Here is a 24804-nt window from a genome sequence, read left to right as displayed (position 1 = left end):
GCGGCAGTGGCAGATCGGCCGGCTCCTGCAGGTCCTCACCGACAAGGCCACCCTCGCCGGCATCACCGTCCGGCTGGTCGACGAACGCGGCACCTTCTCCACCTGCCCGGCCTGCGCCCGCCGGGTACCGAAACCCCGCGGGCGGACCCTGTCCTGCCCGCACTGCGCGTTCTCCGGGCACCGCGACCTCGTCGCGGCCGCCAGCATCGCCACCCGAACCCCGGGCGGCGGACCCACCACCCCGACAGCCGTCGTGCTGCCGCAGGTGGTCACGCACCGTCGAGCCGGCCGGCACCTCCCCGGTGCCGGACGGTCCCGACGTGACCCGCGGCGCCCAGCATGGGTGGCGCGAGGATCAGTTGGCCCGCGGAGGCCCGCCCACCACCCGGTGGGGAGTCGCTCGCCCAACCGGCGAGGATCCACAACACCCACCGGACACCCGGTGAACGTTAGTGGACACCGCACTAGAACGGGTCCCCGCAGACCCGCCACTCGCCGTCCTCCTTCACCACCGGCAGCCGGCGCTCCTCGGCGGCCCCGCCGTCGCGGGTGACGCGGACGGTCACCTCACCGATCGGGCGGCCGGCCTTGGTGCGCACCGACACGTCGAGGATCTCGTAGCCGCTGACCACCGGCGGGGTCTTCACCCAGCCGGCGAAGCCGACCTCGCTCCACCGGCCGCGCGCCTGGTCGCAGAGCCGGTCGTACGCCCGGTCGACCTCGCCGGCGGACAGCTCCCGGAAGAACCCGTCGGCGGTCTCCCGCACCGGGCCGCCGGCCTGCATCACCACCTGCACGTTCCAGGCGCCCAGCCCGGCCACGCCGACCAGGCACAGCGCCATCGTCAGGCCACCCAGCAGCAGACCGGTGCGTACCGGCCGGCGGGGCCGGGCCGGTCGGGTCCACGCCTGCTCACCGCCCATCACCTGCGACCGTATGCGCAGCGTCCGGTCCGCGCAGGAACATCGCTCCTGTCGCATTCGCCACGGCACCGTCCACGGGCGGCCGCGGCGCTGGCTTCGGCACGGGGACATCGCCGGCGACCCACCACCATCTCGACCTGAGGGGTTGCCGCCGCAGTTGAGGGTTGAGCCGGGCTTCGAGCGCGAAGTCCGGCTCAACTTTCACAAGGAGCTTCAATGAAAAAATTGAAGCCATGGACGCCGACGACATGAAGCGACACATCTGCGACTCGTTCGAGGGGGTCACCGCCGTCGACGGTGGCGGCGACACGTTCCTCGTCTACGACCCGCTCGGTGACCTGCCCGCCGACCGGTGGCTGCCGTTCGCCACGATCGTGACCGGCGACCACTACGACACCGCCTCGGCGTTGGACCGGCCGGGGGCGTGGCGGCTCAACATCGGGCTGACCCGGGCGCGGTACCTGTCGTTGTACCCGACACCGCCGGCCGCCGTCGACCACACCCGCGCCGACACGCTGCTGCCGCACCCGGTCTACGCCGCGCAGCACTGGGTGTGCGTCGTCGACCCCGGCCCGGCGACCCGGGAACTGGTCTCCGAACTGCTCGCCGACGCGTACCACTTCGCCGTCCGCAAGCACGCCAACCGGGGCCGCCGCCGGCACGCCGACTGAACCTGTCAGAAGATGTCAGGTACCTGCGGCAGCCTTGCGGTCATGACAGTCACCGCCGACCTCGCCATGGTCAACCTGGACAGCTCCGACCCGGCCGCGCACGCCGACTTCTACCACCGCGTCCTCGGCTGGGAGATCACCCACAGCGACGCCGACTACGCCATGATCAGCAGGCCCGACGGCGTCTCGATCGGGTTCGGCCGGGTCGACGGCTACCAGCCGCCGCGCTGGCCCGACGAGACCTCCGCCAAGCGCTACCACCTCGACCTGTACGTCGACGACCTGACCGTCGCGGAGAAGGAGTTCGTGGCGGCGGGCGCGACGAAGCCCGAGTTCCAGCCCGGCGACGGGCGCTGGGTGGTGCTGCTCGACCCGGTGGGCCAGCCGTTCTGCATCTGCCCCCGCCCGCGCGGCTGACGGCCGCCGCCGGCCGGACCGGGGGCGACGTTGGTCGTCTCCCTGGTGCGGCGCGGGTCAGCCGCGGCGGCGGGCCCGCGCCGCCCAGATCGCGTACGCCGGGTCCCGGTCGAGGTTGTGCCGGTCCCGGTCGTAGCGGCGGGTGGTGCGCGGATCGGCGTGACCCATGGCGTCCTGCACGTCCTCCAGCGGCACGCCCTCGGCGCGGGCGGTGGTGGCGAAGGCGTGCCGCAGCGAGTGCGGCGACAGCTTCGCCGCCGCCGGAATGCCGGCGGCCAGGGCCAGCCGGCGGACCAGCCGGAACACCGAGTGCCGATCGAGTCGACCGCCGGTGGCGGTGGCCAGCAGCGGGCCGGTGAGCTGCTCCACGCCCACCCCCTGCGCGGCCGCCCGGTCGGCCAGGTACGCATCCACGGCGTACGCGGTGCCGGGGGTCAGCGCCCGACGGCGTGGCTTGCCGCCCTTGCCGACGAACCGCACGCTGCGGTGCCCCCGCTCGGCGCCCAGGTCGTCGAGGTTCAGCGAGACCAGCTCCCCCACCCGCAGGCCGAGGTCGGCGAGCAGGGCGATGGCGGCCCGGTTGCGGGCGGCGGTCGGGCCGGTGTCGGTGTCGGCGGCGACCAGCAACGCGTCCACCTCCTCCGGGGTGAGCCCGATGGTGGCCGAGTGGTCCCGGTCGACGCGCGGCCGGTCGGCGCCGGAGACCGGGTTCGCCTCCACCGCCCGCAGCTTGACCAGGAACTCGTACCAGCTGGAGAGCGCGGAGAGCTTGCGGGCGACGGTCGCCGGGGTCAGCGGCCGGCCGGTCCGCGCGCCCAGGGTGGCCTCCAGGTCGCGGCCGTAGGCGTTGACGTCGAGGAAGTTGGCGTGCAGCGGGTCCAGTTCACGGGCGGCGCACCAGGCCAGCCAGCCGGCGATGTCCCGCCGGTACGCGGCGCGGGTGTGCTCCGACAGCCGCCGGTTGCGCAGCCACGCCTCGGTGAAGTCGACCGGCCCGGTCGGCAGGGCGGGCCGGGCCGAGGCGCGGGGCAGGACCGGGACGTCAGAACGCAGCATGTGAAAAAGGCTCTCAGCCTCGGCGGCCAATGACCACGAGGCGCGCCCGAGCGGATCCGCGCCGCGCGCTACCGTCGTCGGGTGCGCGCCAGCCGGCTGGTCTCCCTGCTGCTGCTCCTGCAGGCCCGGGGGCGGATGACCGCCCAGGAACTCGCCGAGGCGCTGGAGGTCTCGGTGCGTACCGTCTACCGCGACGTCGAGGCGCTCGGCGCCTCCGGCGTGCCGGTGTACGCCGACCGGGGCCCGGCCGGCGGTTACCGGCTGCTCGGCGGCTACCGCACCCGGCTGACCGGGATGACCTCCGACGAGGCGGCAGCGCTGTTCCTGGCCGGGGTCCCCGGGCCGGCCGCCGAGCTGGGCCTGGGCGCGGTCCTCACCGCGGCCGAGTTGAAGCTGCGCGCCGCCCTGCCGCCGGACCTGGCGGAGCAGGGTGACCGGATCCGGCAGCGGTTCCACCTGGACGCGCCCGGCTGGTTCCGGGACCCGGAACCCACCCCGCACCTGACCGCGCTGGCCGACGCGATCTGGGAGGAGCGCCTGGTCGATCTCCGCTACCAGCGGTGGAAGCGCCCCCGCGAGGTCAGCCGGGTGCTGGCGCCGCTGGGCGTGGTGCTCAAGGCCGGCCGCTGGTACCTGGTGGCCCGGGCCGGGGAGCAGGTCCGCACCTACCGGGTCGCGGCCGTCCTGGCGCTGACCGTGCGCGACGAGCGGTTCGACCGGCCCGCCGACTTCGACCTGGTCGCCTTCTGGCGCGAGTGGACCGACCGGTACGAGCGCGGCGTCTACCGCGACGAGGCGCGGGTGCGGGTCACGGCCGCGGCGCTGGAGTTCATGGCGTACGTCTTCCCGCCGGCGATGAGCCGGGCGGCCCGGGCGGCGGCCGAAGCGCCGGACGCGCAGGGCTGGCTGCACACGACGGTGCCGATCGAGTCGGTGCGACACGGGCACACCGAGCTGCTGAAGCTGGGCGCGCAGGTGGAGGTGCTCGCCCCGGCGGAGCTGCGGGAGCTGATGGCGGCCAGCGCCCACGCGATGGCCGCCATCTATCCGACGCCGGCGGACCCCTCCACCGGCAGTCCCACCGTCACGAGGTGAGCTGCTTGTGCCCGTTGCCGCTGCTGCCGGCGGTGACGGTGACCCGGCGCGGCTTGGCGCGCTCCGCGATCGGGATGCGCAGCGTCAGCACGCCGTTGTCGTACCCGGCCTCGAGGCGATCGGCGTCGAGGGTGTCGCCGAGGAACAGCTGCCGGGTGAAGGTGCCCATCGGACGTTCGGCGGCGACCAGCTCGACGTTGTCGCCGGTGGGGCGGCGCCGCTCGGCGCGGACGGTCAGCACGTTGCGCTCGACGGTGCAGTCGATGCTGTCGGGGTCGACGCCGGGCAGGTCGAACGCGGCGTAGAAGTGGTCGCCGTCGCGGTAGGCGTCCAGGTGCATGACGGCGGGGCGGCTGGTGGTGCCGAACAGCTGTTCGGCGAGCCGGTCGATCTCACGGAACGGGTCGGTACGCATCAGCATGGGTCGTGCCTCCTCGGTTCTCCTGGCCGAAGGTGTCTTAGTTGAGTCGGTGCGACTCAACTTCCTCTTCTCTATTTAGCGCGCCGCGCGCCCGGCGTCAACTCGCGGAGGACCTTCTCGAACCAGTGCTCTGCGTACACGTCGTCGTTGTAGGCGGGGATCTCGTGGTAGCCGTGCCGGGCGTACAGGGCGCGGGCCTCGACGAGGTCGGCGCGGGTGTCCAGCCGGATCCGGTCGGCACCGGACGCGCGGGCGTGCCGCTCGGCGCCGGCCAGCAGCGCCGCGCCGCCGCCGCGGCCCCGGTGGGCGGGGTGGACGTAGACCCGGGTCAGTTCCGCCCAGTCGGGCCGTCGCCGCAGCCCGGCGCAGCCGGCGGGTCGGCCGGCGCGGTACGCCATCAGCAGCAGCCCGGTTGGCGGGACGAGGTCGTCGCTGGGTGACTCGACCATCGCCGCCTCGACCTCGCCGGGCCTGGCGGGTCGACGGTGGTAGCGGCGGACGATCTCCTCGAAGTACCGCCACAGCAGATCCGCCGCGTCGGGGTCGGCGGGCCGGGCCGGCATCAGCGTCCAGGTGGTGGGGTCAGTGGTGCGCACCCGTCGATCCTCGCGCCGAGGTCAACGGATTTCCGTCGACGGCACCTGGCCGGAAACGCGGCGGCGTCCCCGTAGCGGGGACGCCGCCGTCACGCGTCGATTGTCAGCGGGCGCGCCGTGGCAGGAAGGCGATCAGCACCGCGGCGACCGCCAGGTGCATCAGCGCCAGCATCACCTTGGCGCCGGTGGTGGCCTCGGTGGCGACGACGGGGACGAGGGAGAGCAGGGCGATCAGCACCGCGAGTGTGATCCAGATGGCGGTGGCCCGCCGGCCGGCGAAGCGCTCCAGCAGGACCAGCCCCGCCCAGCCCACCAGCGCCGAGCCGAGGGAGAAGACGATGACCGGCACGACGCCGACGACGAACGCCGGCTGCCCGGGATTTTCGACGGTGTAGTCGACCCCGGCGACCGCGCCCACGATCCAGAGCACGACGCAGGTCAGGACGGTGACGGCCACGCCGAGGGTGCGGCGGCGCAGGGGCGGGGTCGTGGCGGTGGGATGCGTGGTCGCGGTCATGCGTGCTCCTCGGTCAGGGGACCAGACAGGTGCGACCGTACCAGATAGTTTTGCTCGGAACTATCCTGCTCGGGACTAGCAGGCGGGGCGGACGCCGCAGGCCCCGCCGCCGGCGAGTCGGCCGCCGACCAGGGCGCTGATCGAGCGCAGGAACACGGCGCGGTCGGCCTCGGGCAGGGTGGCCAGCACGTCCTGCTGGATCCGGCCGGCGATCCCCTGCGCCTCGTCGAGGACCTTCTCCCCCTCCGGGGTCACCTCGACCAGCCGCGCCCGCCGGTCGCTCGGCGAGGGCAGGCGGCGGGCCAGGCCCGCGCCCTCCAACTGGTCCAGGGTCACCACCATGGTGGTCTTGTCGATCCCGCACAGCTCGCCGATCTGCCGCTGGGTGAGCCCCCCGGGCCGCGCCTTGAGCAGCACGCAGTGCGCGCGCGGGGAGATGCCCAGCCGGGCCAGGCCGGCGGCGTGCTCCGCCATCAGCGCGTGGCTCGCCCAGGAGAGCAGGAACATCAGGTCGGGTGAGCCACCGGGCGAGCGCGAGGTCATGCTCCGAGGCTAACAACACCGTCCGGCACCAGATGGTTTGCGCCCCGGACGGTCACGGCCCGATCCGCCAGTAGATCCCCTGCTCACGGGCGAGCAACTGCTCGTCCACCAGGTGGCGACGCAGGGTCACGTGATCCGAGCCGCCGCCGTCGCACCAGCGCCGCAGGATCTCGTCGACCGCCTGTTCCGGGTAGCGCACGCCCGGCTCGAACGCAGCCACGACGTGGGCCAGCAGCACCCGCCGCCGGCCGCGCTGCGCCGGCAGCCGCACCACCACCCCATCGCGCAGGAAGGTGCGCAGCACCCGGTCCGTCGGTTCCTCCGCGGCGGCGTCCGGTGCCGGCGTCCGCGCGGCCTCGCGGAACCGGTCGGCGTCGACCCGCAGGTCACCGCCCGCGTCGGTGATCACCCCGGTCTCGACCAGCCGCCGCAGCGCGGTGACCACCTGCCGGGTGGGCAGACCGGTGCGGTCCGCCACCGCCGTCGCGTCGGCGGCGCCGAGCACGATCGCCGCGAAGACCTGTCGCCGTAGGTGGTCGGCGAGGGCGCCCGCCAGAGTCTGGGCCGTCATGCCGGCCACCCTGCCAGTCGGCTCACCGGCGACGCCAGGCGTTTTCCCGCCCGGCTCAACCGGTGCTGCGCTCGGCGTGCAGGGAGACCCGCCGCAGCAGGTCGGCCAGGAGTCGGCGCTCGTCCGGGGTGAGCACGCCGAGCAGGCGGTGCTCCTCCTGGCCGATCACCTCGATCGCCGCATGCCAGGCGGCGCGCCCGGCGTCGGTCAGCTCCACGTCGACCCGGCGGCGGTCCACCGTCGACGGGATGCGCCGCACGAAGCCACGTCGCTCCAGGGCGTCGACCCGGGCGGTCACCGAGGCGGGGGCCATCGCCATGTCGTCGGCCAGCTCGCCGGGGGTCGCCCGGCCGCGCCGCCCGGCGAGGGCGTGCAGGGTGTCGTACTCGTGGGCGGGCAGGCCGAGCTCGGCCAGGGAGCGGTCCTTGACGGTGCGCAGGTGCCGGGTGAAGCCGGACATCCGGGTGACCGCCCCCTCGACGTCGGGGTCGAGTTCCGGCAGCACGGGCAGCCAGCGCTCGATGTGCCGATCGGTGCGGTCGCGTGCGGTCATGCCGGCCACTGTACGTCGACAGCTAAATATTCGTTGACGAAATGTTCGATGTCGAAATAAGTTGTCGGGGTGACCCATCCTCTCCGCGTACGCTCCTTCCGGCTGCTGTTCCTCAGCCGTACCGTCTCGGGCCTGGGCGACGCGGTCGTACCGGTCGCCCTCGCCCTGGCGGTGCTCCGCGCGACCGGCTCCACCGGCTCGCTGGCCCTGGTCCTGGCCTGCGCCATGGTCCCCCGGCTGCTCCTGCTGCCCCTGGGCGGCGTGGTGGCCGACCGGTTCCACGCCCAACGGGTCGCCGTGACCACCGACCTGGTGCGCTGCGCCGCCCAACTGGTGGTCGGGGTGCAACTGCTCGCCGACGCCCCGTCGCTGACCCACGTGGCGGTGGCTTCCGCAGTCGGCGGCGCCGCCTCCGCCTTCGCCATCCCCACCGCCGCGCCGCTGGTCGCCGGCACCGTCGAGGCCGACGGGCGGCAACGCGCCAACGCCCTGCTGGGGGTGACCGCCAACGCCAGCCGGCTCGCCGGCCCCGCCCTCGCCGGCCTGCTGATCTGGGCCGCCGGCCCCGGCTGGGCGTTCGTCCTCGACGGGATCTCCTTCGCCGTCAGCGCCCTGCTGCTGGCCGCGATCCGGGTCCGGCACGTGCCGGTGCCGCACCGCTCCCTCGGCACCGACCTGGTGCGCGGCTGGCGGGAGGTGCGCGCCCGCGACTGGTACTGGACCAGCCTGGTCGGGCACGGCGTGTGGAACGGCGCCGCGGCCGTGCTGATGACCCTCGGCCCCGCGGTCGCCGTCGACCGCCTCGGCGGCGAGGGCGTGTGGGTGCTCATGCTCCAGGGCGGTGCCGTCGGCATGCTGGCCGGCTCGCTGATGGCCAGCCGGTTCCGGCCCCGCCGGCCCGTCCTGGTCGGCAACCTCGCCCTGGCCACGTACGCGGTCCCGCTGGTGTTGCTGGCCGCCGCGGCGCCCGCCCCGGCGGTGATCGCCGCGTACTGCCTCGCGCTGACCGCGCTGGGCTTCCTCAACCCGATCTGGGAAACCGTCGTGCAGGGGCAGTTCGCGCCCGAGGTGCTCGCCCGGGTCACCTCGTACGACTGGCTGATGTCGCTGGGCGCGATGCCGATCGGCTACGCGGTCGCCCCGCTCGCCGCCGGAGCCTGGGGCGCGTCCGCGCCGCTGGCCGGGGCGGCGCTGCTGGTCGCGCTCGCCTGCGCCGGCACCGCCGCCGTGCCCGGCGTACGGCGGCTGACCTGGCCCGCCGCCCCGGCGCCGGAGCGGGCCGGGACGGCGGTGGGCTGACCGGTCAGAGCGCGTGACCGGTGGTGGCGTCCACGTGCTCGGGGACCTCGTCGTGCCGGTCCCCGACACTGGACGTGCCGGACGGCTCGAACATCAGGATGGACGCCCCGTCCACCGAGGACGGCCGGTGCGACGTCCCGCGCGGCACCACGTACACCGCGCCGCGGGGCAGCACCACCGTCCGCTCGCCGTCGCCGTCGCGCAGCGCGATGCGCAGCTCGCCGTCGAGGACCAGGAAGAACTCGTCGGTGTGGTCGTGGACGTGCCAGACGTGCTCCCCGGCCACCTTGGCGATCCGTACGTCGTAGTCGTTGACCCGGGTGACGATCCGCGGGCTCCACAGCTGGTCGAAACCGGCCAGTGCCACCGCCAGGTCGATCGGCTCATCGCTCATCGGCCCATCCTGGCACCGCCGCGCCCGCGCGGGTGTCCCCCGCAGGGCTCAGAGGAAGCGGTGCATGATGTGCAGGCCGACCCGCTTGCCGTCCGGCAGCGCGAACGCCTCCGGCACGGTGCCGATCACCGTGAACCCGAGCCGCCGGTACAGCTCCACCGCCCACGTGTTGGACTCCGCCACCGCGTTGAACTGCATCGCCGCGTACCCCTGCCGGCGGGCCCAGTCCAGGGCGTACTCGACCATCGCCCGGCCGACGCCCCGGCCCCGCGCCTCGGCGGACACCATGAAACTGGCCGTGGCGACGTGCGCGCCGGGCCCGGGCTTGTTCGGGCCGATCTTCGCCGTGCCGAGGACCCGGTCACCGTCGAGGGCGACCACGGTGACGCCCGGTGATGCCTCCACCCACATGGCGCGTGCCGACTCCTCGGTCAGCCCCGGGTCGTAGACGAAGGTGTCGGCCGCGACGACGACCTCCCGCACGATCGACCACACCTGCGGCCAGTCGGCGTCGGCGAACTCTCTGATCAGCATCGGAGCAAAGCTAACCGCAGCGCCGCCGCGACGCCAACCGGGTTCGACGGTGCCGAACCGTGACCGGTACGGGACAGCGCGGCACGCACCCGAGCGGTCACCATGGGAGCGTGGCCGTACCCGTCACCGACCGCCCGGACGCGGCAGCCCCCGCCGGGCCGCCACCACCCGGGCCCCACACGAAGGGGCCGTGGCTGGTCGCCGGCGCGGTCACCGTCGTGCTGCTGGCGCTCGCCCACCGGTACGGCTACCACCGCGACGAGCTGTACTTCCTGCTCTGCGGTCGGCACCTGGACTGGGGCTACGTCGACCAGGGGCCGCTCGTCCCGGCCCTGGCCCGAGCGATGGACACCCTCGCCCCGGGCAACCTCGTCGTGCTGCGTACCCCGTCGGCCCTGATCGCCGGGGCCGCGGTGCTGCTGGTGGCGGCGCTGGCCCGCCAGTTCGGCGCCGGACGCGGCGGGCAGCTCCTCGCCGCCGGCACCGCCGCGGTGGCCGGCGTCGTCCTCGCCACCGGGCACCTGCTCAGCACCACCACCGTGGACCTGCTGGTCTGGCTGGCCGCGGCATACTGCGCGGTCCGGGTGCTGCGCGGCGACCCGCGCTGGGCGCTCGGCCTCGGCGCGGTACTCGGCGTCGGGATGCTCAACAAGCTGCTGCCCGCGCTGCTCGGCGTGGGCCTGCTCGCCGGGGTGGCGATCGCCGGGCCGCGCCGGCTGCTGCGCGACCGGTGGGTGCTCGCCGGCGTGGCGCTGGCCGCGCTGCTCGCCGCGCCGAACCTCGCCTGGCAGGCCGCGCACGACTTCCCGCAGCTCGCGGTCGCCTCGTCGATCGCCGACGGGGACAGCTCCTACAGCGGCCGCCTCGACGCGGTCGTGCTGCAACTGCTCATCATCAGCCCGATGGCGGTGCCGATCTGGGTCGCCGGGCTGGTCGCCCTGCTGCGCCACCCCCGGTGGCGGACCTACCGGGCGCTGGGCTGGGCCTGGCTGGTGGTGTTCGGCATCGTGCTGGTGGCCGGCGGCAAGGGCTACTACGACGCGCCGCTGCTGCTGGTGCTCACCGCCGCCGGCGCGATCGTCACCGTCGACTGGGCGCGCACCGTGCCGCGTCGGGTCCTGCTGGCCGCCGCCGCTGTCGTCGCGGTCACCGGCAGCGCGGTGCTGCTGCTGCCCACGCTGCCCGCCGACCGGCTGCCCGGCTTCGTCGTCGAGGTCAACTACGACGCCGGGGAGACCATCGGCTGGCCGGCGTTCGCCGACTCGCTCGCCGCCGTGCACCGCGGCCTGCCGCCGGAGCAGCGGCAGCGCACGGTGATCCTCACCGGCAACTACGGCGAGGCCGGCGCCGTCGCCCGCTACGGTCCCGCCCGCGACCTGCCCCGCGCCTACTCCGGGCACAACAGCATGGCCGAGTTCGGCCGGCCGCCCGCCCACGCCGACACCGTGATCGCGGTCGGCTGGGACCGCCCCGACCAGCTGCGCGGCTGGTTCCGGCAGGTCACCCTCGCCGGCCGGGTCGACCAGCGCGTCGACGTGGAGAACGACGAGAACGGCGGCCCGATCTGGCTCTGTCAGGGCCTGCGGCGCCCGTGGGACCAGATCTGGGACCAGGAGGTACGCCACGCCGGCTGAGCGGGGCACCGCCGGGAATCAGCCCGCCGTCGCCACCACCACGAACTCGCCGTCGTCCCCCGCACCCACCGGTTCCCCCTGCCAGCCGCCGTGGATGCGCCGCACCCGGAAACCCGCCTCGGCGAGCGAGTCCCGCAACTCCCCCTCGGTACGGAACCGCAGCACCGCGTCGCCGCGCAGCTCACCGTCGGCGAAGCCGAAGTGACGGGTGAAGCGCACGACGCCGTTTTGGGCGTCGGTCACCTCGGTCCAGGTGACCACGACGGAGCCGTCCGGCAGGTGAACGGACCGGCGCGAGTCGACCCGGTTCCACCGCTCCCAGCGCCGGTCGGCCGGATCCCGGGAGTCGAAGAGCAGCCGGCCACCCGTACGCAGCGCCCGACGCAGCGCGGCGAGGACCCGCCGCCACTCGTCGTCGTCCACCACGAACTGCGCCACGTGGCTGGTCATCACCGCCACGTCGTACGCCCCGCCGGGCAGCACCTCCGCGCCACCCTCGATCCAGGTGACCCGGTCCGCGCCGGGCTTGGCGCGCGCCGCGTCCAGTGAGGCGCGGGCCGGGTCGACGCCGGTGACGGTGTGCCCGGCGGCGGCCAGGGCCAGCGCCAGCCGGCCGGTGCCGCAGCCGAAGTCCAGCACCCGGACCGGGTCGACGCCGACCTCGGCGAGGAAGAAGTCGTCGTCGGGACCCCACGGGCACTCGACGTCGTAGACCGCGACGAGGCGGGGATCGGCGAACTCCGCGTTGCGCACCGCCGCACGCTAACCGGACGGTTCCCGATCCGACCGGAGTGGCCGTGGCCGTGGCCGTGGCCGCAGCGCAGCATTCTGCTCGGTGGGAAGATCAGCCAGCCAGTCGACGATGGCGGCAGCTGTCCAGGACTGCGCGTGGCTGCCGGCGGGCTCACCGGTCTGCGGGTCGTAGTACTCCCCGAAGTTGCGATCCGCCACCATGGCGAGGGTCTGTTCCCGCCATCGATCCGCAAGCGCATCCTCGCCGTGCCGCCGCAGCGCCCACACGAACAGCCAGTTGAGGAATGGCCAGGTCGGGCCACGCCAGTAGGTACGCGGTTTGAACCCCGGGTCGTCCGGCGAGACGGATGGCGGCACCTTGAAACGCAGTGAGGGATGCTCGGCCCACCGTGGCCCGGCGAGGATCGCGGTCTGCTCACGCCGCACCGTCTCGTCCCCCCCGCAGAGCGCCACCGACCAGGACGCCACCGACTCGGCGGGGATCCAGGACCCGCGGATCTCGTCGAAGTCGCGGCACCGGCCGGTGACCGGGTCGAGGGTCGACAGGACCCCCTGCCGGGCATGCTCGGCAAGCAGCCGTTGCTGGTCGGCGATGTCCCCGCGCCCGAGGCTGTCGGCCATCCGCGCGGTCTCATCGGCTGCGAGGGCCAGCACCGCGGTCATGAAGACGTCCCGGACGCGGAAGGACACCACTTTTTCGATCATCTTGTCGTCGTAGCCGACCGACTTCATCTCCCTGACCAGCGTGAGGTAGCGCTGGTACTCCTCGTCGCTCGGCCGGTCGGCCAGATCGGTGACAACCTTCGTGTCGTGGCGGCGCAGTTCGACGAGCTCGTCGACGGTCACACCCGCGTACGCGGAGTCCCACCGTGGCGAGTTGTCCATGCCGGACTCCCAGCCATGATGGATTTCAATCAGCCCACGCCCCGACGGGTCGCGGATGTCGGTCAGCCACTGGTGCCACGCGACGACCTTGGGCAGATGCTCGGCGACGAAGGCCTCCGCACGGACGGCGTCCGCCCCGCCCCGCGACCGGGCGATGTCGAGGATGCGTGCCAGGGCGATGGCGTGCGCGGGGGGCTGGCAGATTCCGCTGGTGAGCACCCCGCCGGGCTTGGCCCTGGCCGAGGTGGTTCCCCACACGTCCGGCCCGGGAAAATAGCCGGGCACGTCGGAGAAGACGATGTGCGGAATCATGCCGGTCGACCACTGCGCGTCGAAGAGGTTACGCAGCTCCAGCAGCGCCCGCTCGACGGACATGTGCGCCAGGCCGATGGAGATGAAGGCGGCATCCCACGACCATTGATGGGGGTAGAGCGCCGGCGCGGCCTTCACCATCCCGCCGAGGTCGTTGTCGCGCAGAACCCTCCGCGCCGCCTCATCCAACGTCGACGCGTCCACAACAAGGCTCCTGTCGTTCATTGGCTCGTCACCAGACCCAGCCCGGTCTGAGGGTCGTAAAGCCGCACGGAGTCGGGGGCGAAGTGAAGGAGGACCGTCTCGCCCGGGGAGACCCGCTGGCTCGGTGGGACCTGGACCTTGAGGCTCTGGTCGGCCACCTTGACCGTCAGTAACGTGGCGGCGCCCAACGGCTCGACGACGTCGACGACAGCGGGAACCAGGTCCGGAGTGTTCGCGGCGATGGAGATGGCCTCGGCACGGATGCCGATCCTGATCGGACCACGCGGTACGGCCGCCGGTGCGGGGATGGAGGCGCCCTCACCGAAGATGATCCGGTCATCGGCTACCTGACCATCGAGAAAGTTCATTGGCGGCGACCCGATGAACCCCCCGACGAAGGTGTCCGCTGGGCGGTCGTACACCTCCATCGGGTGTCCGAGTTGGGCGATCTTGCCGGCCTCCATCACCGCCACCCGGTCGCCGAGTGAAAGCGCCTCGACCTGGTCGTGGGTGACGTAGACGGTGGTCGTGCCGATGTGCTCGACGATCTTCTTCAGCTCGGCGCGGAAGTTGAGCCGCAGCAGGGCGTCGAGGTTCGACAGTGGCTCGTCCATGAGCAGGACGTCGGCGTCGACGACGATCGCTCGCGCCACGGCCACCCGCTGGCGCTGGCCGCCGGAGAGCTGTGCCGGGTAGCGGTCCAGGTACGGAGTCAGCTGGAGCAGCTCCGCCGCCCAGGCCACCTTCTTGGCGATCTCATCCTTGGGCATCTTTCGGGTCATCAGGCCGAACCCGATGTTCTGGCGTACGCGCCGGTGTGGGAACACCGCATACGACTGGAACACCATCGACAGGTTGCGCCGGTTCGGTGGCAGGTAGGTCATGTCCCTGCCACCGATCGCAATCGCCCCGGCATCGGGCAACTCGAGCCCGGCGATCATCCGCAGCAGCGTCGTCTTGCCGCAGCCGGACGGGCCGAGCAGGACCATGAACTCGCCGTCTTCGACGTGCAGGGAGATGTTCTTGGTGGCCGGCTCGGTGCCGCCAGGATAGGTTTTGACCAGGTTACGAATTGAGATGTCAGCCATGGTGGTCGTCCACTTTCACTGTGCGGCGCGGGAGGCGGAGCCGGGTCATCGGATGGTGGTCCCCCACATGTTGATCAGGTACTTGCGCATCACCGCGATGAAGATCAACGCCGGGACGATGAGGAAGAAGCCGCCGGCGAAGCGGAAGGTCAGCGGGGAGTCGGACAGGGACGAGAGCACGGTGGCCGGCAGCGTCCGCTGGTTGAGGGTGAGGATGGTGGCGCCCAGCACCTCGTTCCAGCTCAGCACGAAGGTGAAGATCGAGGCAGCCGAGATCCCGGGCAGCGCGAGCGGTAGGACGACGCGGCCGAAGGCACCGAGCGGCCCGCAGCCGAAGATGCGGGCCGCTTCCTCGACATCGACCGGGACCGCGAGGAAGACGCTCGCGGTGACCAGGATCGTCGTCGGCAGCGTCAGCGCCGTGTGCAGCAACACCACGGCGAGCGGCGTGTCGTACATGCCGACGTTGAGGAACAGTTCGGCCAGCGGCACCGAGAGCACGACGATGGGCAGCGCCCGGGTGAAGAGCAGGAAGAGTTGGTACTGGTCACGGCCCTTGAAGGCGTACCGGGCGATGGCGTATCCGGCCGGCGCGCCGACCACGAGGGAGAGAGCCAGCGTCCCGACGGCGACGATCAGGGAGTTGATCAGGCCAGCACCGACACCGGTCGAGCTGAGGAAGGTTGACATCGTCTCGACCGAGAAGGCAGTCGGCAGGAACCGCAGCGGAAACTCGTTCATGGCGGCTGGAGAGGAGAATGCCGCGACCGCGATCAGGTAGAACGGCACGACCATGAACAGGCTGACCGCGACGCACGCCAATTGGAGGAGTAGGCGGTTGCGCTTGAGCCGACGTAACGGCCTCAGATCGACGGGTACGTCGTCGGACTGTTCGGTGCGCGAGGGTGCCAGCGTGCTCATCGGGCCGCCCCCTTTGTCCCGTCGCGTAGCACTCGCAGGTAGAGGAACGCCGCCGCCATCGACACGAACATGACGACGAGCGCGAGCGCCGAGGCGACATTCGGGTTCTGCAGCGCCGTGTAGAACCGGTAGGTCTCCCCGACGAGCAACGGGAAGTCCTGGCCGGTCAGGGCCTGCGCGACGGCAAAGGTCTGGAAGGCGAGGATCGTCCGAAGGATCAGAGCCACCTGCAGGCTCGGCTTGAGGAGCGGCAACCAGACGTGCCGCAGCCTCGTCCAGTAGGTCGCCCCGAAGACGTTGGCCGCCTCGTCGTAGTCCTTGGGGATTCCCTGCAGGCCGGAGACGACGATGACCATGACGAGCGACGTCGCCCGCCACAGCTCGGCGACGAGGATCGCCGTGAACTGCGATGTCGGGTTGGTGTAGGAGAGCCACGACACCGGGCCGACACCGATCGTTGACAGGGCCGAGTTCAGGTACCCGTTGTCGGTGAAGATCGCAAGCCAGACCAGACCCGCGGCCAGGTCGGAGACGGCGATCGGCACCGCCCAGAGATAGAAGTAGAAGCCCTGGCCCTTTGGCCGCTGGTGCAGCAGCAGCGCCATGACGATGGCGAGCACGAACTGCACAGGCAGCAGAACGACGATGAGGAGCAGCGTATTCCGCACGGCGGGCCCGAACTGGCCGTCGCCGACCATCCGCTCGATGTGGTCGAGGCCGAGCCCGTCCGGCGACTGGAACGCCTGCAGGATGCCGGCGACCATCGGCCACGCGAAGAGCAGCAGCATGAGGATGATCGACGGGGAGATCAGCAGCAGCGCCGGCGAGAGCCGGCGCGATCGGCTGGCACGACCTCCCCGCGTGCCTTCTCGTACCAGTTCCGTCCTGGTCATGGCTCAGGCCACGCTGCAGGTCTGACCCGCAACCGCCTTGTCCGGCGTCCAGCATGGAACCTTGGCCTGGTCGAGGATGCCCTGCAGGATCTTGGCCTGGGCGCCGAGCACCGCTGCCGGTTCCTTGCCGTCCTTGCAGATCTGCGCGAAGCAGTCCTTGTAGACCTGCGACACCTCGCCGTCGCGCTTGCCCAACCCGACCGGCGGCACGGCGACGATGGCGTTCACCGCGTTCTGCTGCGCGCCCACGGCCTTTGCCTCGAGGCTGACCGCCGGCGGTAGGTCCGTCGGGAGGTCGCCCTTGACGACCGGGAAGAACGCGTTCTGCCGCAACGTCTCCGCTTGGGCCGGTAGTTGCGACAGCGCGGTCATGACCTTGGTGGCCTGGTCGAGGTCGGCACCCCTGGGTACGCCGAAGCCGGCGACGACGAGCATGTAGCCCTGCCCCTTGGGGCCCGTCGGGGAAGGCAGCATCACCCAGTCGTCGGGCTTGTCCTTGGGAGCATTGACCAGACGGGCCACGTGGTCCCAGCCGACCAGAACCTCACCGCGTGCCATCGGTTCCTGCAGGTTGTCGTAGTTCGTCGACGCGGGGTTCATGTTCGCCCAGAGTTCCTTCATGTACTTCCATGCCGTGACCGCGTCGGCGGATGCGAATCCGGTGACCTGTCCGCCGGTGAAACTCGGCAGCAGGAAGCCCTGGAAGAAGCGGTGATAGAGGCCCTTGGGCCCGGCGGGGAAGCCGAAGACCGCCTTGCCGGTGGCCTTCCTGGCGTTGATCGCCCACTGGAGGTACTGGTCGTAGGTCAGTTTGTTCTGGTCGGCACCCGACGGCAGGTACGCCAGCGTCGACTTGTGCGCCGCCACCACGTAGGTGGCCTGCATCCACGGGATGTACTTCACCGTGCTGCCGCCGAGCGTCGCCAGCGACCAGAGGTCGTCCGAGATGCCGGCGGAGGACAGCTGAGACTTGACGGTGTCCAGGTCTTCCAGGTTGTCGGCGAGGGCGGCGAGGTCACCGTGCAGGCCCCCCACCAGTCCGATGCTGACCTTGTTCGCCTTGACCTGAGCGGAGACCTGCGTGACGACCTCCCCGGCCGTCATGGAGTTGTAGGCGATCTTGAAGTCCTTGACATGCGTCGAGAGGATCTTCTCGTAGCGCTGCTTTTCTTCGATCGGCGTGAACTGGGTGGAGATGAAGGTGAAGTCTCCACCGCCGGACGTGCTCGCGCCCTGACAGCCCGACAAGGGCCCGGCCAGGAAGGGCATCGCAGTCACCCCGAGACCGAACTTGAGGGCTGTGCGCCGGGAGAGGGGCCTGTCGTTGATCGAAGACATCAAGACCTCCACTGTGGTGGGTGTCGTCGTCGACACCCTTCTGTCAGGCTGCTGAACATAAGTGCCGTCCTCATGGTCGTCAAGGGTTGCGGGGGGTTGTAACGTCTGTATCCATGCACGATCCGCCACGGCTGCAGGCTGCCGCCGCCCCCGCGGGAGTGGCATTGTCCGCCGGTCGGTTGCTGCACCTCATCCGCAGCGAGTCGGGGGTGACCCGTGCACAGTTGTTGGCCCGCACCGGCATGTCGCGGACCACCCTGACCGAACGCCTCGAGCAACTCACCGCCGCACGCTTGATCCGCGAGAGCCGCAGCACCGATCCGACCGGCGGCCGACCCGCGAAGATCATCGAGTTCGACGCCGTCGACAAGGTCGTGCTGACCATCGATCTCGGGCACACTCACGCCCGGGTGGCGGCCGTGTCCATCGCCGGGGTACCCCTGGCGGCGACCGAGATCGCCGTGAAGGGCAGGTCGCCGTCGGAACTCGTGCTGACTGCATTGATCAAGGCAGCCGAGGAGGTACTGCAACAGTCTCAGGGTTGGGAGGTTGTCGGCATCGGGTTCGGCGTGCCCGCGCCGGTGGTGCAGGAGGGGCAGACCCACTGGGACAGCTCACCGATGCGCGGCTGGTCCGAACGCCTCATCACCGACACCTTGCAGGGGCGGTGGCCGGTCCCCCTCGTTCTCGAGAACGACGCGCGCGCGTTGGCCATCGGCGAGGACAGCCTGATGTCCTCCACCGAGTCCGGTGTGGACATCCTGCTGGCTGTCAAGTTCGGCTGGGGTATCGGCGCAGGAGTAGTGATGGACGGCCAGCCCCTGCGGGGTTCGACCGGCGCGGCCGGCGACATCGGTCACACCCGTGTGACGAGGGACGGCCCACGCTGCCGGTGCGGTCGACGCGGTTGCCTCGCCGCGTACGCCTCTGGGCGAGCGATTCTGCGGCAGCTGCGGCATCGCCGCGTGACCAGCCTTTCTGAGGTGGTGACGCTGCTGGACGGTAAGGATCCCGAGGTGACGGCCACCGTACGGCGCGCGGGTGAGGCGATCGGTCATGTCCTCGGCGGGCTACTCGCCTGCATCAATCCGTCCGTCGTGGTCCTCGGTGGCCTGCTCGGACACCATCCACTGGTCGTGCGGTCCGTCCGTGCCGAGGTGAAGAACAGCACCCTGCCCCGGGTGATCGAGCGGACCAGCATCCAACCCAGTCGTCTCGGGGAGGACGCCGGCACGATAGGAATGGCCCGGCTGGTGGTTCAATCGCTCTACAGCCCGGAGGCCGTGGACAGCCGGCTGAAACTCCTGACAATCTGATCTAGCTTGATCTTCAACCTGCGGTGGGCGAGCTGCTCAGCACCTGGACCGCGTGGTACGTCCCCTGGGTCGGAGTCGACCGCCATGCCGAGCCGATCGAGCGAGGCCGACACCGTACTCCGGCTGAGCTCGCCACTTGCACCGTCCACCAACAGCCGAAGTACCCGCTGCGACAGCCTTCCGTACCGCGACTGCCACCAGACCCTGTCCTCCATCGCGCGCTGCTCCGGGCTCAACGGCAGGTCCGATCTGACTCTGGTGGGGCCTGCGGCGCCCATGGGACCAGACCTGGGACCAGGAGGTACGCCACGCCGGCTGAGCCGGATACCGCCCGGGATCGTCAGCCCGCCGTCGCCACCACCACGAACTCCCCGTCGTCCCCCGCACCCACCGGTTCCCCCTGCCAGCCGCCGTGGATGCGCCGCACCCGGAAACCCGCCTGCGCGAGCGAGTCCCGCAACTCCCCCTCGGTACGGAACCGCAGCACCGCCTCGCCGCACAGCTCACCGTCGGCGAAGCCGAAGTGACGGGTGAAGCGCACGACGCCGTCCCGCGCGTCGGTCACCTCCGTCCAGGTGACCACGAACTGCGCCACGTGGCTGGTCATCACCGCCACGTCGTACGACCCGCCGGGCAGCACCTCCGCGCCACCCTCGATCCAGGTGACCCGGTCCGCGCCGGGCTTGGCGCGCGCCGCGTCCAGTGAGGCGCGGGCCGGGTCGACGCCGGTGACGGTGTGCCCGGCGGCGATCGTCGGGGCCCCACGGGCACTCGACGTCGTAGACCGCGACGAGGCGGGGATCGGTGAACTCCCCGTTGCGCACCGCCGCACCTATTCCATGGGGCCGGCGGGAGCGAACCGGAAGTGGATCCCGCTGGGCACGTCGGCATGCGTCAGCCCGGTGATGTCGCTGAAGTCCCTGAGCCGAGCGAGGGCCGCGTCGGCGGTCACCGTGTCGCTCAGCGCCACGGTGATGCCGGCAAAGTGCAACCACGCGTCTGCGGCGACCGATTCGAGTCCCAGGCTGTCCAGGTCACCGGACACGTTCGCCCGGACCTGGATGGCCAGGTCGCGCTGCTCCAGTATCTGCAGCTGGATCGCGTCGTAGCGGTGGTGCGCGAAGTAGTAGACGCTGGCCTCGCCCGGCTCGGCGAAGCGTGAGCTGCTGGCGCTCCGGCCTGCCATGCTGCACCACCCGTCCGCCTGGATCGGCAGCCACTCGATGTCCAGGGTGAGTGGGCTGCTCCCATGATGGCGGGACACCGGCTGGAAGGGGAAGTGAAAGCTCCAGGTCAGCTGCGGTGCGAGTCCTAGCGTCGGGTTCTCGAACAACAGCCCCCGCCACTCACCGCCCTCGGCCGGAACGAAATCGCTGCGATCCAGGGCGTCCTCGTCACCTGCCTCGTCGATCATCGGTGCAGTCTGCCACCGCCGGGAAGCAAGCAGTGGCCCGGCTCGTGCGCCAAAAAACCTATCGCTCCGATAGGAAGCAACAGAACAGACATTATGATGCACCGCCGCTTTGCCCGTTATGTTCGGACCGATTACCGGAATGTCATTAACGGTTATTCGATAAACCGACAACCGTGCCTGACTGGCGAGCTGTAGAGGTTCCCGGCAGCGCCAGCCCGACCACGGCCTGACCCAACTGCGCGCCGCGCCGTTCTGTGACGGGTGTGGCGTGTGCGTCTCCGGTACTGGCATGGTTCGGGGATGATGCCGGGCGGGCCGGGTGGCCCGCCCGGCATCATCCGCGCTAGTCCCCGGCCACCACAGTGAAGGTGAATCCGGCGCTCGTCGGACGGCGCAGCGGAATGTCGCACTTGATCCGGCGCAGTGCCTCGTTCCTGCTGAGGCCGAGCCCTTGCGCGATGAGCCGATCCGGGCGCACCGGTACCGGGTCCTCGAAGACGACCTCCACCTGGACCGGCCACGCCTCGTCGGGCCATGCCGGCGGGGTGTCCAGCCGCCAGGCCCCCGTCCAGTCCAGGGTGAAGCGGTTACGCCGGGCGAGCAGCGGATCCAACAGCCTGGAGGCCACCAATTCCGGATCGTTGACGCCGTAGCCGTGGAGCTCGGCCGGATCGAAGGATCTGACCGGCGCTCGCTCGTGGACGGTGAGCTTGCTCGTCCGATCGCAGGATACGCAGCGGACCAGCAGCCACACGTCCAGCAGCTTGCCATTGGCGTTGACGCGGAATTTTCCCTCGCCGGTGGTGGCCGACTCCGACCGGCAGTCCACGCACCGCAACGACAGCAGAGGCAGCCTGGTCCGACGAACGACCCAGGGCAGCACGATATGAGGTTGTGAAGACATGATCTCTCTCTGGACCTGACACGAGGCCGATTACGCGCGCGGCCTCAGACGCTGTACGACCGGGCGCACAAGGGCAGCCCGGCAGAACCGACGGAGAGCGTCGGCTAGGTGAGCGGAAGAAGGTGTCAGGTCTAAAGAGCAGGCGGGGTCACGCGGTTTTGTCCTCTGTCCTCACGGCGACGGGCCGCAGGCAACCTACGGGAACGCGAAAGGACGGCTCAAACGGTTTTCCGACCGAAACTTCGTCAGTGCCACCGGGACCCCTCGGTAACGAAGGCGATGGTGTCGTCGAGGCCGGCCGGTAGCCGTCGCCGGTGTCCACGGTGAGGGTCGGCAAGGCTCCGCGTCAGCCCGGGGTGAGGACGCAGAACTCGTTGCCCTCCGGGTCCGCGAGGCACGTCCACGACACATCGCCCTGGCCGACGTCGACGCCGGTGGCACCGAGAGCCCCCAGCCGGGCCACTTCCGCCGCTTGATCATCACCGGGATACGGCATCAGGCCGGAGGAGGCCAACCGTACGGCAGCGCTTCGCTCCGGGCGCTCCACGTCGACCTGCGGCCCGGCGAACGTCACGCCGTTCGGTTGCTTCAAGCCCCTACGCCGAGGGCTACGAGCTGCTGGCCGCGCCCGCGACGGGGGCGGTCAGCGCGAGCGCCGCCACGGAAAACGCCAGCGGCGGCGCCGGCCCGGCCGGCCGGCGGTGGTCGCCGGTTCGATGGCAGCGGCCAGGACAGCCGCTGAGCGCTGTTCCCGGTCGGCCCGCCAGCGTCGTACCGTCTCGTCGACGTTGACCGGCCGGACCACCACCCGCGGGCCGGTCGGGGTACGCAGCCAGGCCACGATCTCGGTGTTCAGCGCGGCCACGTACGCCCGGACGGACTCCTCGGTGGGCAGGTCACGGACCTCGTCGGGGACCTGCTCGACCCGGCGGCGCAGTTGCAGCGGCGTCGGCAGCAGCAGGTCGCTGGGCAGGGCCTCCCGCTCCAGGAAACTCTTGATCCACCACGACTCGTCGTAGGGGGCGCCGCGGCCCGGGATCGGCTTGCCCATGCCGGGCAGGTTGTCGAAGTCGCCGCGCTCCACGGCGGTGCGGATCTGCGCCTCGACCGCCGCTTCCCACGCGTTGCTCACGTCACCCACCTCCCCGAACCACCGTATCCGCCAGTACCGCCGAGGTTCAGCGCCCCGGCGCGGCCGGGCATTCCCCGCCGGCGGGTGGTGGCGGCGGCCGGGGCGTAGATTCCCGGCAGGGCCGACGCGGGGCAGAGGAGGGCAGCGTGCGGGACTGGCTGATCGGGCTCGGTGTGGCGGTGGCCTGCCTGCTGGCCAGCTGGGCGCTGCTGGTGCTGCTGGCCCGGCGGCTGCCGCCGGGCATCCTGCGCGATTTGGCCGCGTTCATCCCCGACTGTCTGACTACGGTACGCCGGCTGCGCGCCGATCCCCGGGTCCCCCGCAAGGCGAAGATCGCCATCGTGGTGGCGGGCCTCTGGCTGGCCAGTCCGATCGATCTGATCCCGGAGTTCCTGCCGGTGATCGGCCCGCTGGACGACATCGTGGTGGTCGCCCTCGCGCTGCGCTACGCGGGCCGGCAGGTGCCGCGTGAGGTGCTGCTCGCCGCCTGGCCCGGGGAGCCGCGCCTGCTGCTGCGGCTGCTCGGCCCGCCCGCCACGCCACCGGCCTGATCCCCGCCGAAGACGTCAGTCCCGCCGGCGCACGTGGCGGTGCCCGTCGCCCGGGTACGGCGGCCGGGCGGGCAGCACCTCCACGAACGGGTACCCGCTCTTCTCCGCCACCCGGCAGGACGCCGGGTTGTCGACCTCGTGCAGCAGCTCCAGCCGGGTCAGTCCGGTGGCGGCGAAGCGGGTGAACGCCCAACGGCTCACCGCGTCCACCGCGCGCGAGGCCACCCCGCGGCCCCGGGCCGCCGCGGCCGTCCAGTAGCCCACCTCGGCCTCCGGCCGTCCCGGCGTGACGTCCTTGAGCAGCACGCAGGCGACGAGCCGCTGCCCGCCGTCGACCGGGTCCGTCTCACAGACGGCGAAGCAGAAGCGGCGGCCGGCCGCCCAGCCCTGCCGGTGCCGCGCCACCCAGCGGCGGGCGTCGGCGGCGGTGCGCAATGGGTGCCGGGTGCGCGCCCGCAGTTCCGGATCGCGGTAGATCTCCAGCAGCGCGTCGACGTCGTCGTCGCGCCACGGGCGCAGGACCAGCTCGGCGGCGGATGTGGTGGCGGGCACCCGCAGGACGACGGACATCACAGCAGTGTCACCGCTGAACGGGCCGGCGCAAAGATGCGGTGCGCACGACGCAGCGGTTCCCGGCGTAGGGTCGGGGCGGGCATGGGAGGGGCGGTGCGGCGATGGTGACGGTGGGCGCGCTGGTGGGGATCGGTCTGGTGGCGCTCGGCCTGGTGCTGACGCCCGGGCCGAACATGGTCTACCTGGTGTCCCGGTCGGTGACCCAGGGCCGCCGCGCCGGGCTGGTCTCCCTGCTCGGGGTGGCGGTCGGATTCCTGGTCTACCTGGCCGCCGCGGTGGCCGGCATCGCCACGGTCTTCGTGCTGGTGCCGCCGCTGTACACGGCGGTGAAGCTGGCCGGCGCGGCGTACCTGCTGTGGCTGGCCTGGCGGACGCTGCGCCCGGGCGGGCAATCGGCGTTCACCCCGACGCCGCTGCCGCCGGACCGGCCGCGCCGGCTGTTCACCATGGGTCTGGTCACCAACCTGCTCAACCCGAAGATCGCCATCCTGTACGTGTCGCTGCTGCCGCAGTTCGTCGACCCGGCGCGCGGCCATGTGGCGGTGCAGAGCCTGCTGCTCGGGCTGACCCAGATCGTGATCGCGCTGACGGTCAACGCGCTGATCGTGCTGACCGCCGGTTCGGTGTCGGCGTTCCTGCTCCGCCGGCCGGGTTGGGCGCGGGCGCAGCGGTACGTGATGGGCACCGTGCTGGCCGGCCTCGCGGTGCGCATCGCCGTCGACCGCTCCCGGGCCGCCGTCGCCACCGGCTGACCCGTCCCGACCGCCAGGGTCGGCGCTGGGCCTCAGAGGGCGTCGGGTCGGCGCAGTGCCGGGTGCCGCTCGCCGGGCCGCGAGTGCCAGGTCGGGGCGTCCTCGCGCAGCGTGGTGTCGATGCGCAGCCGCGCCCACTCGTCCAGCTCCGGCAGGTCGTCCGGGGCGAACCAGCCCACCTCGGTCGACTCGTCGCCGTCGGCGCGCGGCTCGCCACCCACCGGCGCGCAGCGGAACCAGACGTTGAGGTACTCGCAGACGTCGCCGTTGGGATAGACCACCGGGTGGGTGGCGACCCCGCCGACCCGCTCGACCCGGACCCGCACGCCGGTCTCCTCGAAGACCTCCCGCACCACGGCGTCGGCCGGCTGCTCGCCCGGGTCGACAATGCCGGCGGGCACCGACCAGCGGCCGTTGTCGCCCCGCCGGGCCAGCAGCACCCGCCCGGCGTCGTCGCGCACCACGCCGCTGACGCCGGGCAGCAGGAGCAGGTCGTGGCCGATGTGGGCGCGCAGCCTGGTCACGTACGAGGGGACGGGCACCG

31 protein-coding genes are annotated in these 24804 nt (G+C 71.7%); 8 read left to right on the top strand and 23 right to left on the bottom strand.

Features of this window, described 5'->3' with window-relative positions; genetic code table 11:
- Nucleotides 1–464: 464 nt before the first annotated feature.
- Nucleotides 465–923, bottom strand: a complete 459-nt coding sequence (locus M2302_RS16115; protein WP_280838716.1) for a hypothetical protein — start codon at nt 921–923, stop codon at nt 465–467.
- A gap of 233 nt (nt 924–1156) precedes the next feature.
- On the opposite strand from M2302_RS16115, the gene M2302_RS16110 reads away from it, so the two are divergent.
- Together M2302_RS16110 and M2302_RS16105 are read left to right on the top strand one after the other, a co-directional pair.
- Nucleotides 1157–1594, top strand: a complete 438-nt coding sequence (locus M2302_RS16110; protein ID WP_280838715.1) for a DUF6194 family protein — start codon at nt 1157–1159, stop codon at nt 1592–1594.
- 42 nt (nt 1595–1636) lie between these two features.
- The gene (locus M2302_RS16105; protein ID WP_280838714.1) at nt 1637–2011 is read left to right on the top strand and encodes a VOC family protein; all 375 of its coding nucleotides are present in this window, start codon (nt 1637–1639) and stop codon (nt 2009–2011) included.
- A gap of 57 nt (nt 2012–2068) precedes the next feature.
- Here the strand turns inward: M2302_RS16105 and M2302_RS16100 are convergent, their stop codons facing one another.
- Nucleotides 2069–3067 (bottom strand): tyrosine-type recombinase/integrase, encoded by a 999-nt coding sequence (locus M2302_RS16100; RefSeq protein WP_280838713.1) that lies wholly within the window; start codon nt 3065–3067, stop codon nt 2069–2071.
- Between the two features lie 81 nt (nt 3068–3148).
- On the opposite strand from M2302_RS16100, the gene M2302_RS16095 reads away from it, so the two are divergent.
- A complete protein-coding gene (locus M2302_RS16095; protein ID WP_280838712.1) occupies nt 3149–4162 on the top strand; it encodes a WYL domain-containing protein in 1014 nt (337 codons plus the stop codon).
- On the opposite strand, the gene M2302_RS16090 is transcribed toward M2302_RS16095, so the two are convergent.
- From M2302_RS16090 to M2302_RS16065, 6 genes are all read right to left on the bottom strand, one after another.
- On the bottom strand, nt 4152–4583 hold the full coding sequence (locus M2302_RS16090) for an Hsp20/alpha crystallin family protein (RefSeq protein WP_088962185.1): 432 nt from the start codon (nt 4581–4583) through the stop codon (nt 4152–4154). The genes M2302_RS16095 and M2302_RS16090 overlap by 11 nt on opposite strands.
- 71 nt (nt 4584–4654) lie before the next feature.
- The gene (locus M2302_RS16085) at nt 4655–5179 is read right to left on the bottom strand and encodes a GNAT family N-acetyltransferase (protein WP_280838711.1); all 525 of its coding nucleotides are present in this window, start codon (nt 5177–5179) and stop codon (nt 4655–4657) included.
- 103 nt (nt 5180–5282) lie between these two features.
- The gene (locus M2302_RS16080) at nt 5283–5696 is read right to left on the bottom strand and encodes a DUF6069 family protein (RefSeq protein WP_280838710.1); all 414 of its coding nucleotides are present in this window, start codon (nt 5694–5696) and stop codon (nt 5283–5285) included.
- Between the two features lie 75 nt (nt 5697–5771).
- Nucleotides 5772–6239, bottom strand: a complete 468-nt coding sequence (locus tag M2302_RS16075; protein ID WP_280838709.1) for a MarR family transcriptional regulator — start codon at nt 6237–6239, stop codon at nt 5772–5774.
- 52 nt (nt 6240–6291) lie between these two features.
- A complete protein-coding gene (locus M2302_RS16070; protein WP_280838708.1) occupies nt 6292–6810 on the bottom strand; it encodes a DUF2087 domain-containing protein in 519 nt (172 codons plus the stop codon).
- A 55-nt stretch (nt 6811–6865) separates the two neighbouring features.
- Nucleotides 6866–7363, bottom strand: a complete 498-nt coding sequence (locus M2302_RS16065; RefSeq protein WP_280838707.1) for a MarR family transcriptional regulator — start codon at nt 7361–7363, stop codon at nt 6866–6868.
- Nucleotides 7364–7432: 69 nt separating this feature from the next.
- On the opposite strand from M2302_RS16065, the gene M2302_RS16060 reads away from it, so the two are divergent.
- Nucleotides 7433–8662 carry an MFS transporter gene (locus tag M2302_RS16060; RefSeq protein WP_280838706.1) on the top strand — a complete coding sequence of 410 codons (1230 nt, stop codon included), beginning with the start codon at nt 7433–7435 and terminating at the stop codon, nt 8660–8662.
- Nucleotides 8663–8666: 4 nt separating this feature from the next.
- On the opposite strand, the gene M2302_RS16055 is transcribed toward M2302_RS16060, so the two are convergent.
- The gene (locus M2302_RS16055) at nt 8667–9056 is read right to left on the bottom strand and encodes a cupin domain-containing protein (protein WP_280838705.1); all 390 of its coding nucleotides are present in this window, start codon (nt 9054–9056) and stop codon (nt 8667–8669) included.
- Nucleotides 9057–9104: 48 nt separating this feature from the next.
- On the bottom strand, nt 9105–9590 hold the full coding sequence (locus M2302_RS16050; RefSeq protein WP_280838704.1) for a GNAT family N-acetyltransferase: 486 nt from the start codon (nt 9588–9590) through the stop codon (nt 9105–9107).
- A 110-nt stretch (nt 9591–9700) separates the two neighbouring features.
- Between M2302_RS16050 and M2302_RS16045 the strand changes: the two genes are divergently transcribed.
- Nucleotides 9701–11224, top strand: coding sequence for a glycosyltransferase family 39 protein (locus tag M2302_RS16045; RefSeq protein WP_280838703.1), 1524 nt, complete (start codon nt 9701–9703; stop codon nt 11222–11224).
- An 18-nt stretch (nt 11225–11242) separates the two neighbouring features.
- Here M2302_RS16045 and M2302_RS16040 read toward each other — a convergent pair whose 3' ends face one another.
- Genes M2302_RS16040 through M2302_RS16015 form a run of 6 tightly spaced genes read right to left on the bottom strand, consistent with a single transcriptional unit; the run spans nt 11243 to nt 17618 of the window.
- A complete protein-coding gene (locus M2302_RS16040; RefSeq protein ID WP_280838702.1) occupies nt 11243–11977 on the bottom strand; it encodes a class I SAM-dependent methyltransferase in 735 nt (244 codons plus the stop codon).
- 9 nt (nt 11978–11986) lie between these two features.
- Nucleotides 11987–13378 (bottom strand): glycoside hydrolase 100 family protein, encoded by a 1392-nt coding sequence (locus M2302_RS16035; protein WP_280838701.1) that lies wholly within the window; start codon nt 13376–13378, stop codon nt 11987–11989.
- Between the two features lie 17 nt (nt 13379–13395).
- On the bottom strand, nt 13396–14466 hold the full coding sequence (locus M2302_RS16030) for an ABC transporter ATP-binding protein (RefSeq protein WP_280838700.1): 1071 nt from the start codon (nt 14464–14466) through the stop codon (nt 13396–13398).
- Between the two features lie 45 nt (nt 14467–14511).
- Complete coding sequence (locus tag M2302_RS16025) at nt 14512–15387, bottom strand: carbohydrate ABC transporter permease (RefSeq protein WP_280838699.1); 876 nt, start codon at nt 15385–15387, stop codon at nt 14512–14514.
- Nucleotides 15384–16280 (bottom strand): sugar ABC transporter permease, encoded by an 897-nt coding sequence (locus M2302_RS16020; protein ID WP_280838698.1) that lies wholly within the window; start codon nt 16278–16280, stop codon nt 15384–15386. Before M2302_RS16020 ends, M2302_RS16025 begins: the two co-directional genes overlap by 4 nt.
- Nucleotides 16281–16283: 3 nt before the next feature.
- Nucleotides 16284–17618 (bottom strand): ABC transporter substrate-binding protein, encoded by a 1335-nt coding sequence (locus M2302_RS16015; RefSeq protein WP_280838697.1) that lies wholly within the window; start codon nt 17616–17618, stop codon nt 16284–16286.
- Between the two features lie 113 nt (nt 17619–17731).
- Here M2302_RS16015 and M2302_RS16010 point away from each other — a divergent pair, with 113 nt between their 5' ends.
- Nucleotides 17732–18934, top strand: coding sequence for an ROK family transcriptional regulator (locus tag M2302_RS16010; protein WP_280838696.1), 1203 nt, complete (start codon nt 17732–17734; stop codon nt 18932–18934).
- Nucleotides 18935–19274: 340 nt separating this feature from the next.
- Here the strand turns inward: M2302_RS16010 and M2302_RS16005 are convergent, their stop codons facing one another.
- From M2302_RS16005 to M2302_RS15985, 5 genes are all read right to left on the bottom strand, one after another.
- A complete protein-coding gene (locus M2302_RS16005) occupies nt 19275–19766 on the bottom strand; it encodes a class I SAM-dependent methyltransferase (RefSeq protein WP_280838695.1) in 492 nt (163 codons plus the stop codon).
- Nucleotides 19767–20348 carry a hypothetical protein gene (locus M2302_RS16000; RefSeq protein WP_280838694.1) on the bottom strand — a complete coding sequence of 194 codons (582 nt, stop codon included), beginning with the start codon at nt 20346–20348 and terminating at the stop codon, nt 19767–19769.
- A gap of 343 nt (nt 20349–20691) precedes the next feature.
- Nucleotides 20692–21231, bottom strand: coding sequence for a DUF1062 domain-containing protein (locus tag M2302_RS15995; protein WP_280838693.1), 540 nt, complete (start codon nt 21229–21231; stop codon nt 20692–20694).
- Between the two features lie 367 nt (nt 21232–21598).
- The gene (locus M2302_RS33135; RefSeq protein WP_348529422.1) at nt 21599–21844 is read right to left on the bottom strand and encodes a VOC family protein; all 246 of its coding nucleotides are present in this window, start codon (nt 21842–21844) and stop codon (nt 21599–21601) included.
- A gap of 51 nt (nt 21845–21895) precedes the next feature.
- Complete coding sequence (locus M2302_RS15985; RefSeq protein ID WP_280838692.1) at nt 21896–22384, bottom strand: DUF1992 domain-containing protein; 489 nt, start codon at nt 22382–22384, stop codon at nt 21896–21898.
- Nucleotides 22385–22530: 146 nt separating this feature from the next.
- Here M2302_RS15985 and M2302_RS15980 point away from each other — a divergent pair, with 146 nt between their 5' ends.
- The gene (locus M2302_RS15980; RefSeq protein ID WP_280838691.1) at nt 22531–22935 is read left to right on the top strand and encodes a DUF1232 domain-containing protein; all 405 of its coding nucleotides are present in this window, start codon (nt 22531–22533) and stop codon (nt 22933–22935) included.
- 15 nt (nt 22936–22950) lie between these two features.
- Here the strand turns inward: M2302_RS15980 and M2302_RS15975 are convergent, their stop codons facing one another.
- The gene (locus tag M2302_RS15975) at nt 22951–23505 is read right to left on the bottom strand and encodes a GNAT family N-acetyltransferase (protein WP_280838690.1); all 555 of its coding nucleotides are present in this window, start codon (nt 23503–23505) and stop codon (nt 22951–22953) included.
- 104 nt (nt 23506–23609) lie between these two features.
- Between M2302_RS15975 and M2302_RS15970 the strand changes: the two genes are divergently transcribed.
- Nucleotides 23610–24260 (top strand): LysE family translocator, encoded by a 651-nt coding sequence (locus tag M2302_RS15970; RefSeq protein ID WP_280838689.1) that lies wholly within the window; start codon nt 23610–23612, stop codon nt 24258–24260.
- 32 nt (nt 24261–24292) lie between these two features.
- Here M2302_RS15970 and M2302_RS15965 read toward each other — a convergent pair whose 3' ends face one another.
- Nucleotides 24293–24802 carry an NUDIX domain-containing protein gene (locus M2302_RS15965; RefSeq protein WP_280838688.1) on the bottom strand — a complete coding sequence of 170 codons (510 nt, stop codon included), beginning with the start codon at nt 24800–24802 and terminating at the stop codon, nt 24293–24295.
- Nucleotides 24803–24804 lie beyond the last annotated feature (2 nt).

Origin of the sequence: Micromonospora sp. A200 (genome assembly GCF_029893845.1) — a bacterium.
Taxonomy (GTDB): domain Bacteria; phylum Actinomycetota; class Actinomycetes; order Mycobacteriales; family Micromonosporaceae; genus Micromonospora; species Micromonospora purpureochromogenes.
Note: the sequence above shows the minus strand (reverse complement) of the source record. Positions and strands in the feature narration are given on the sequence as shown.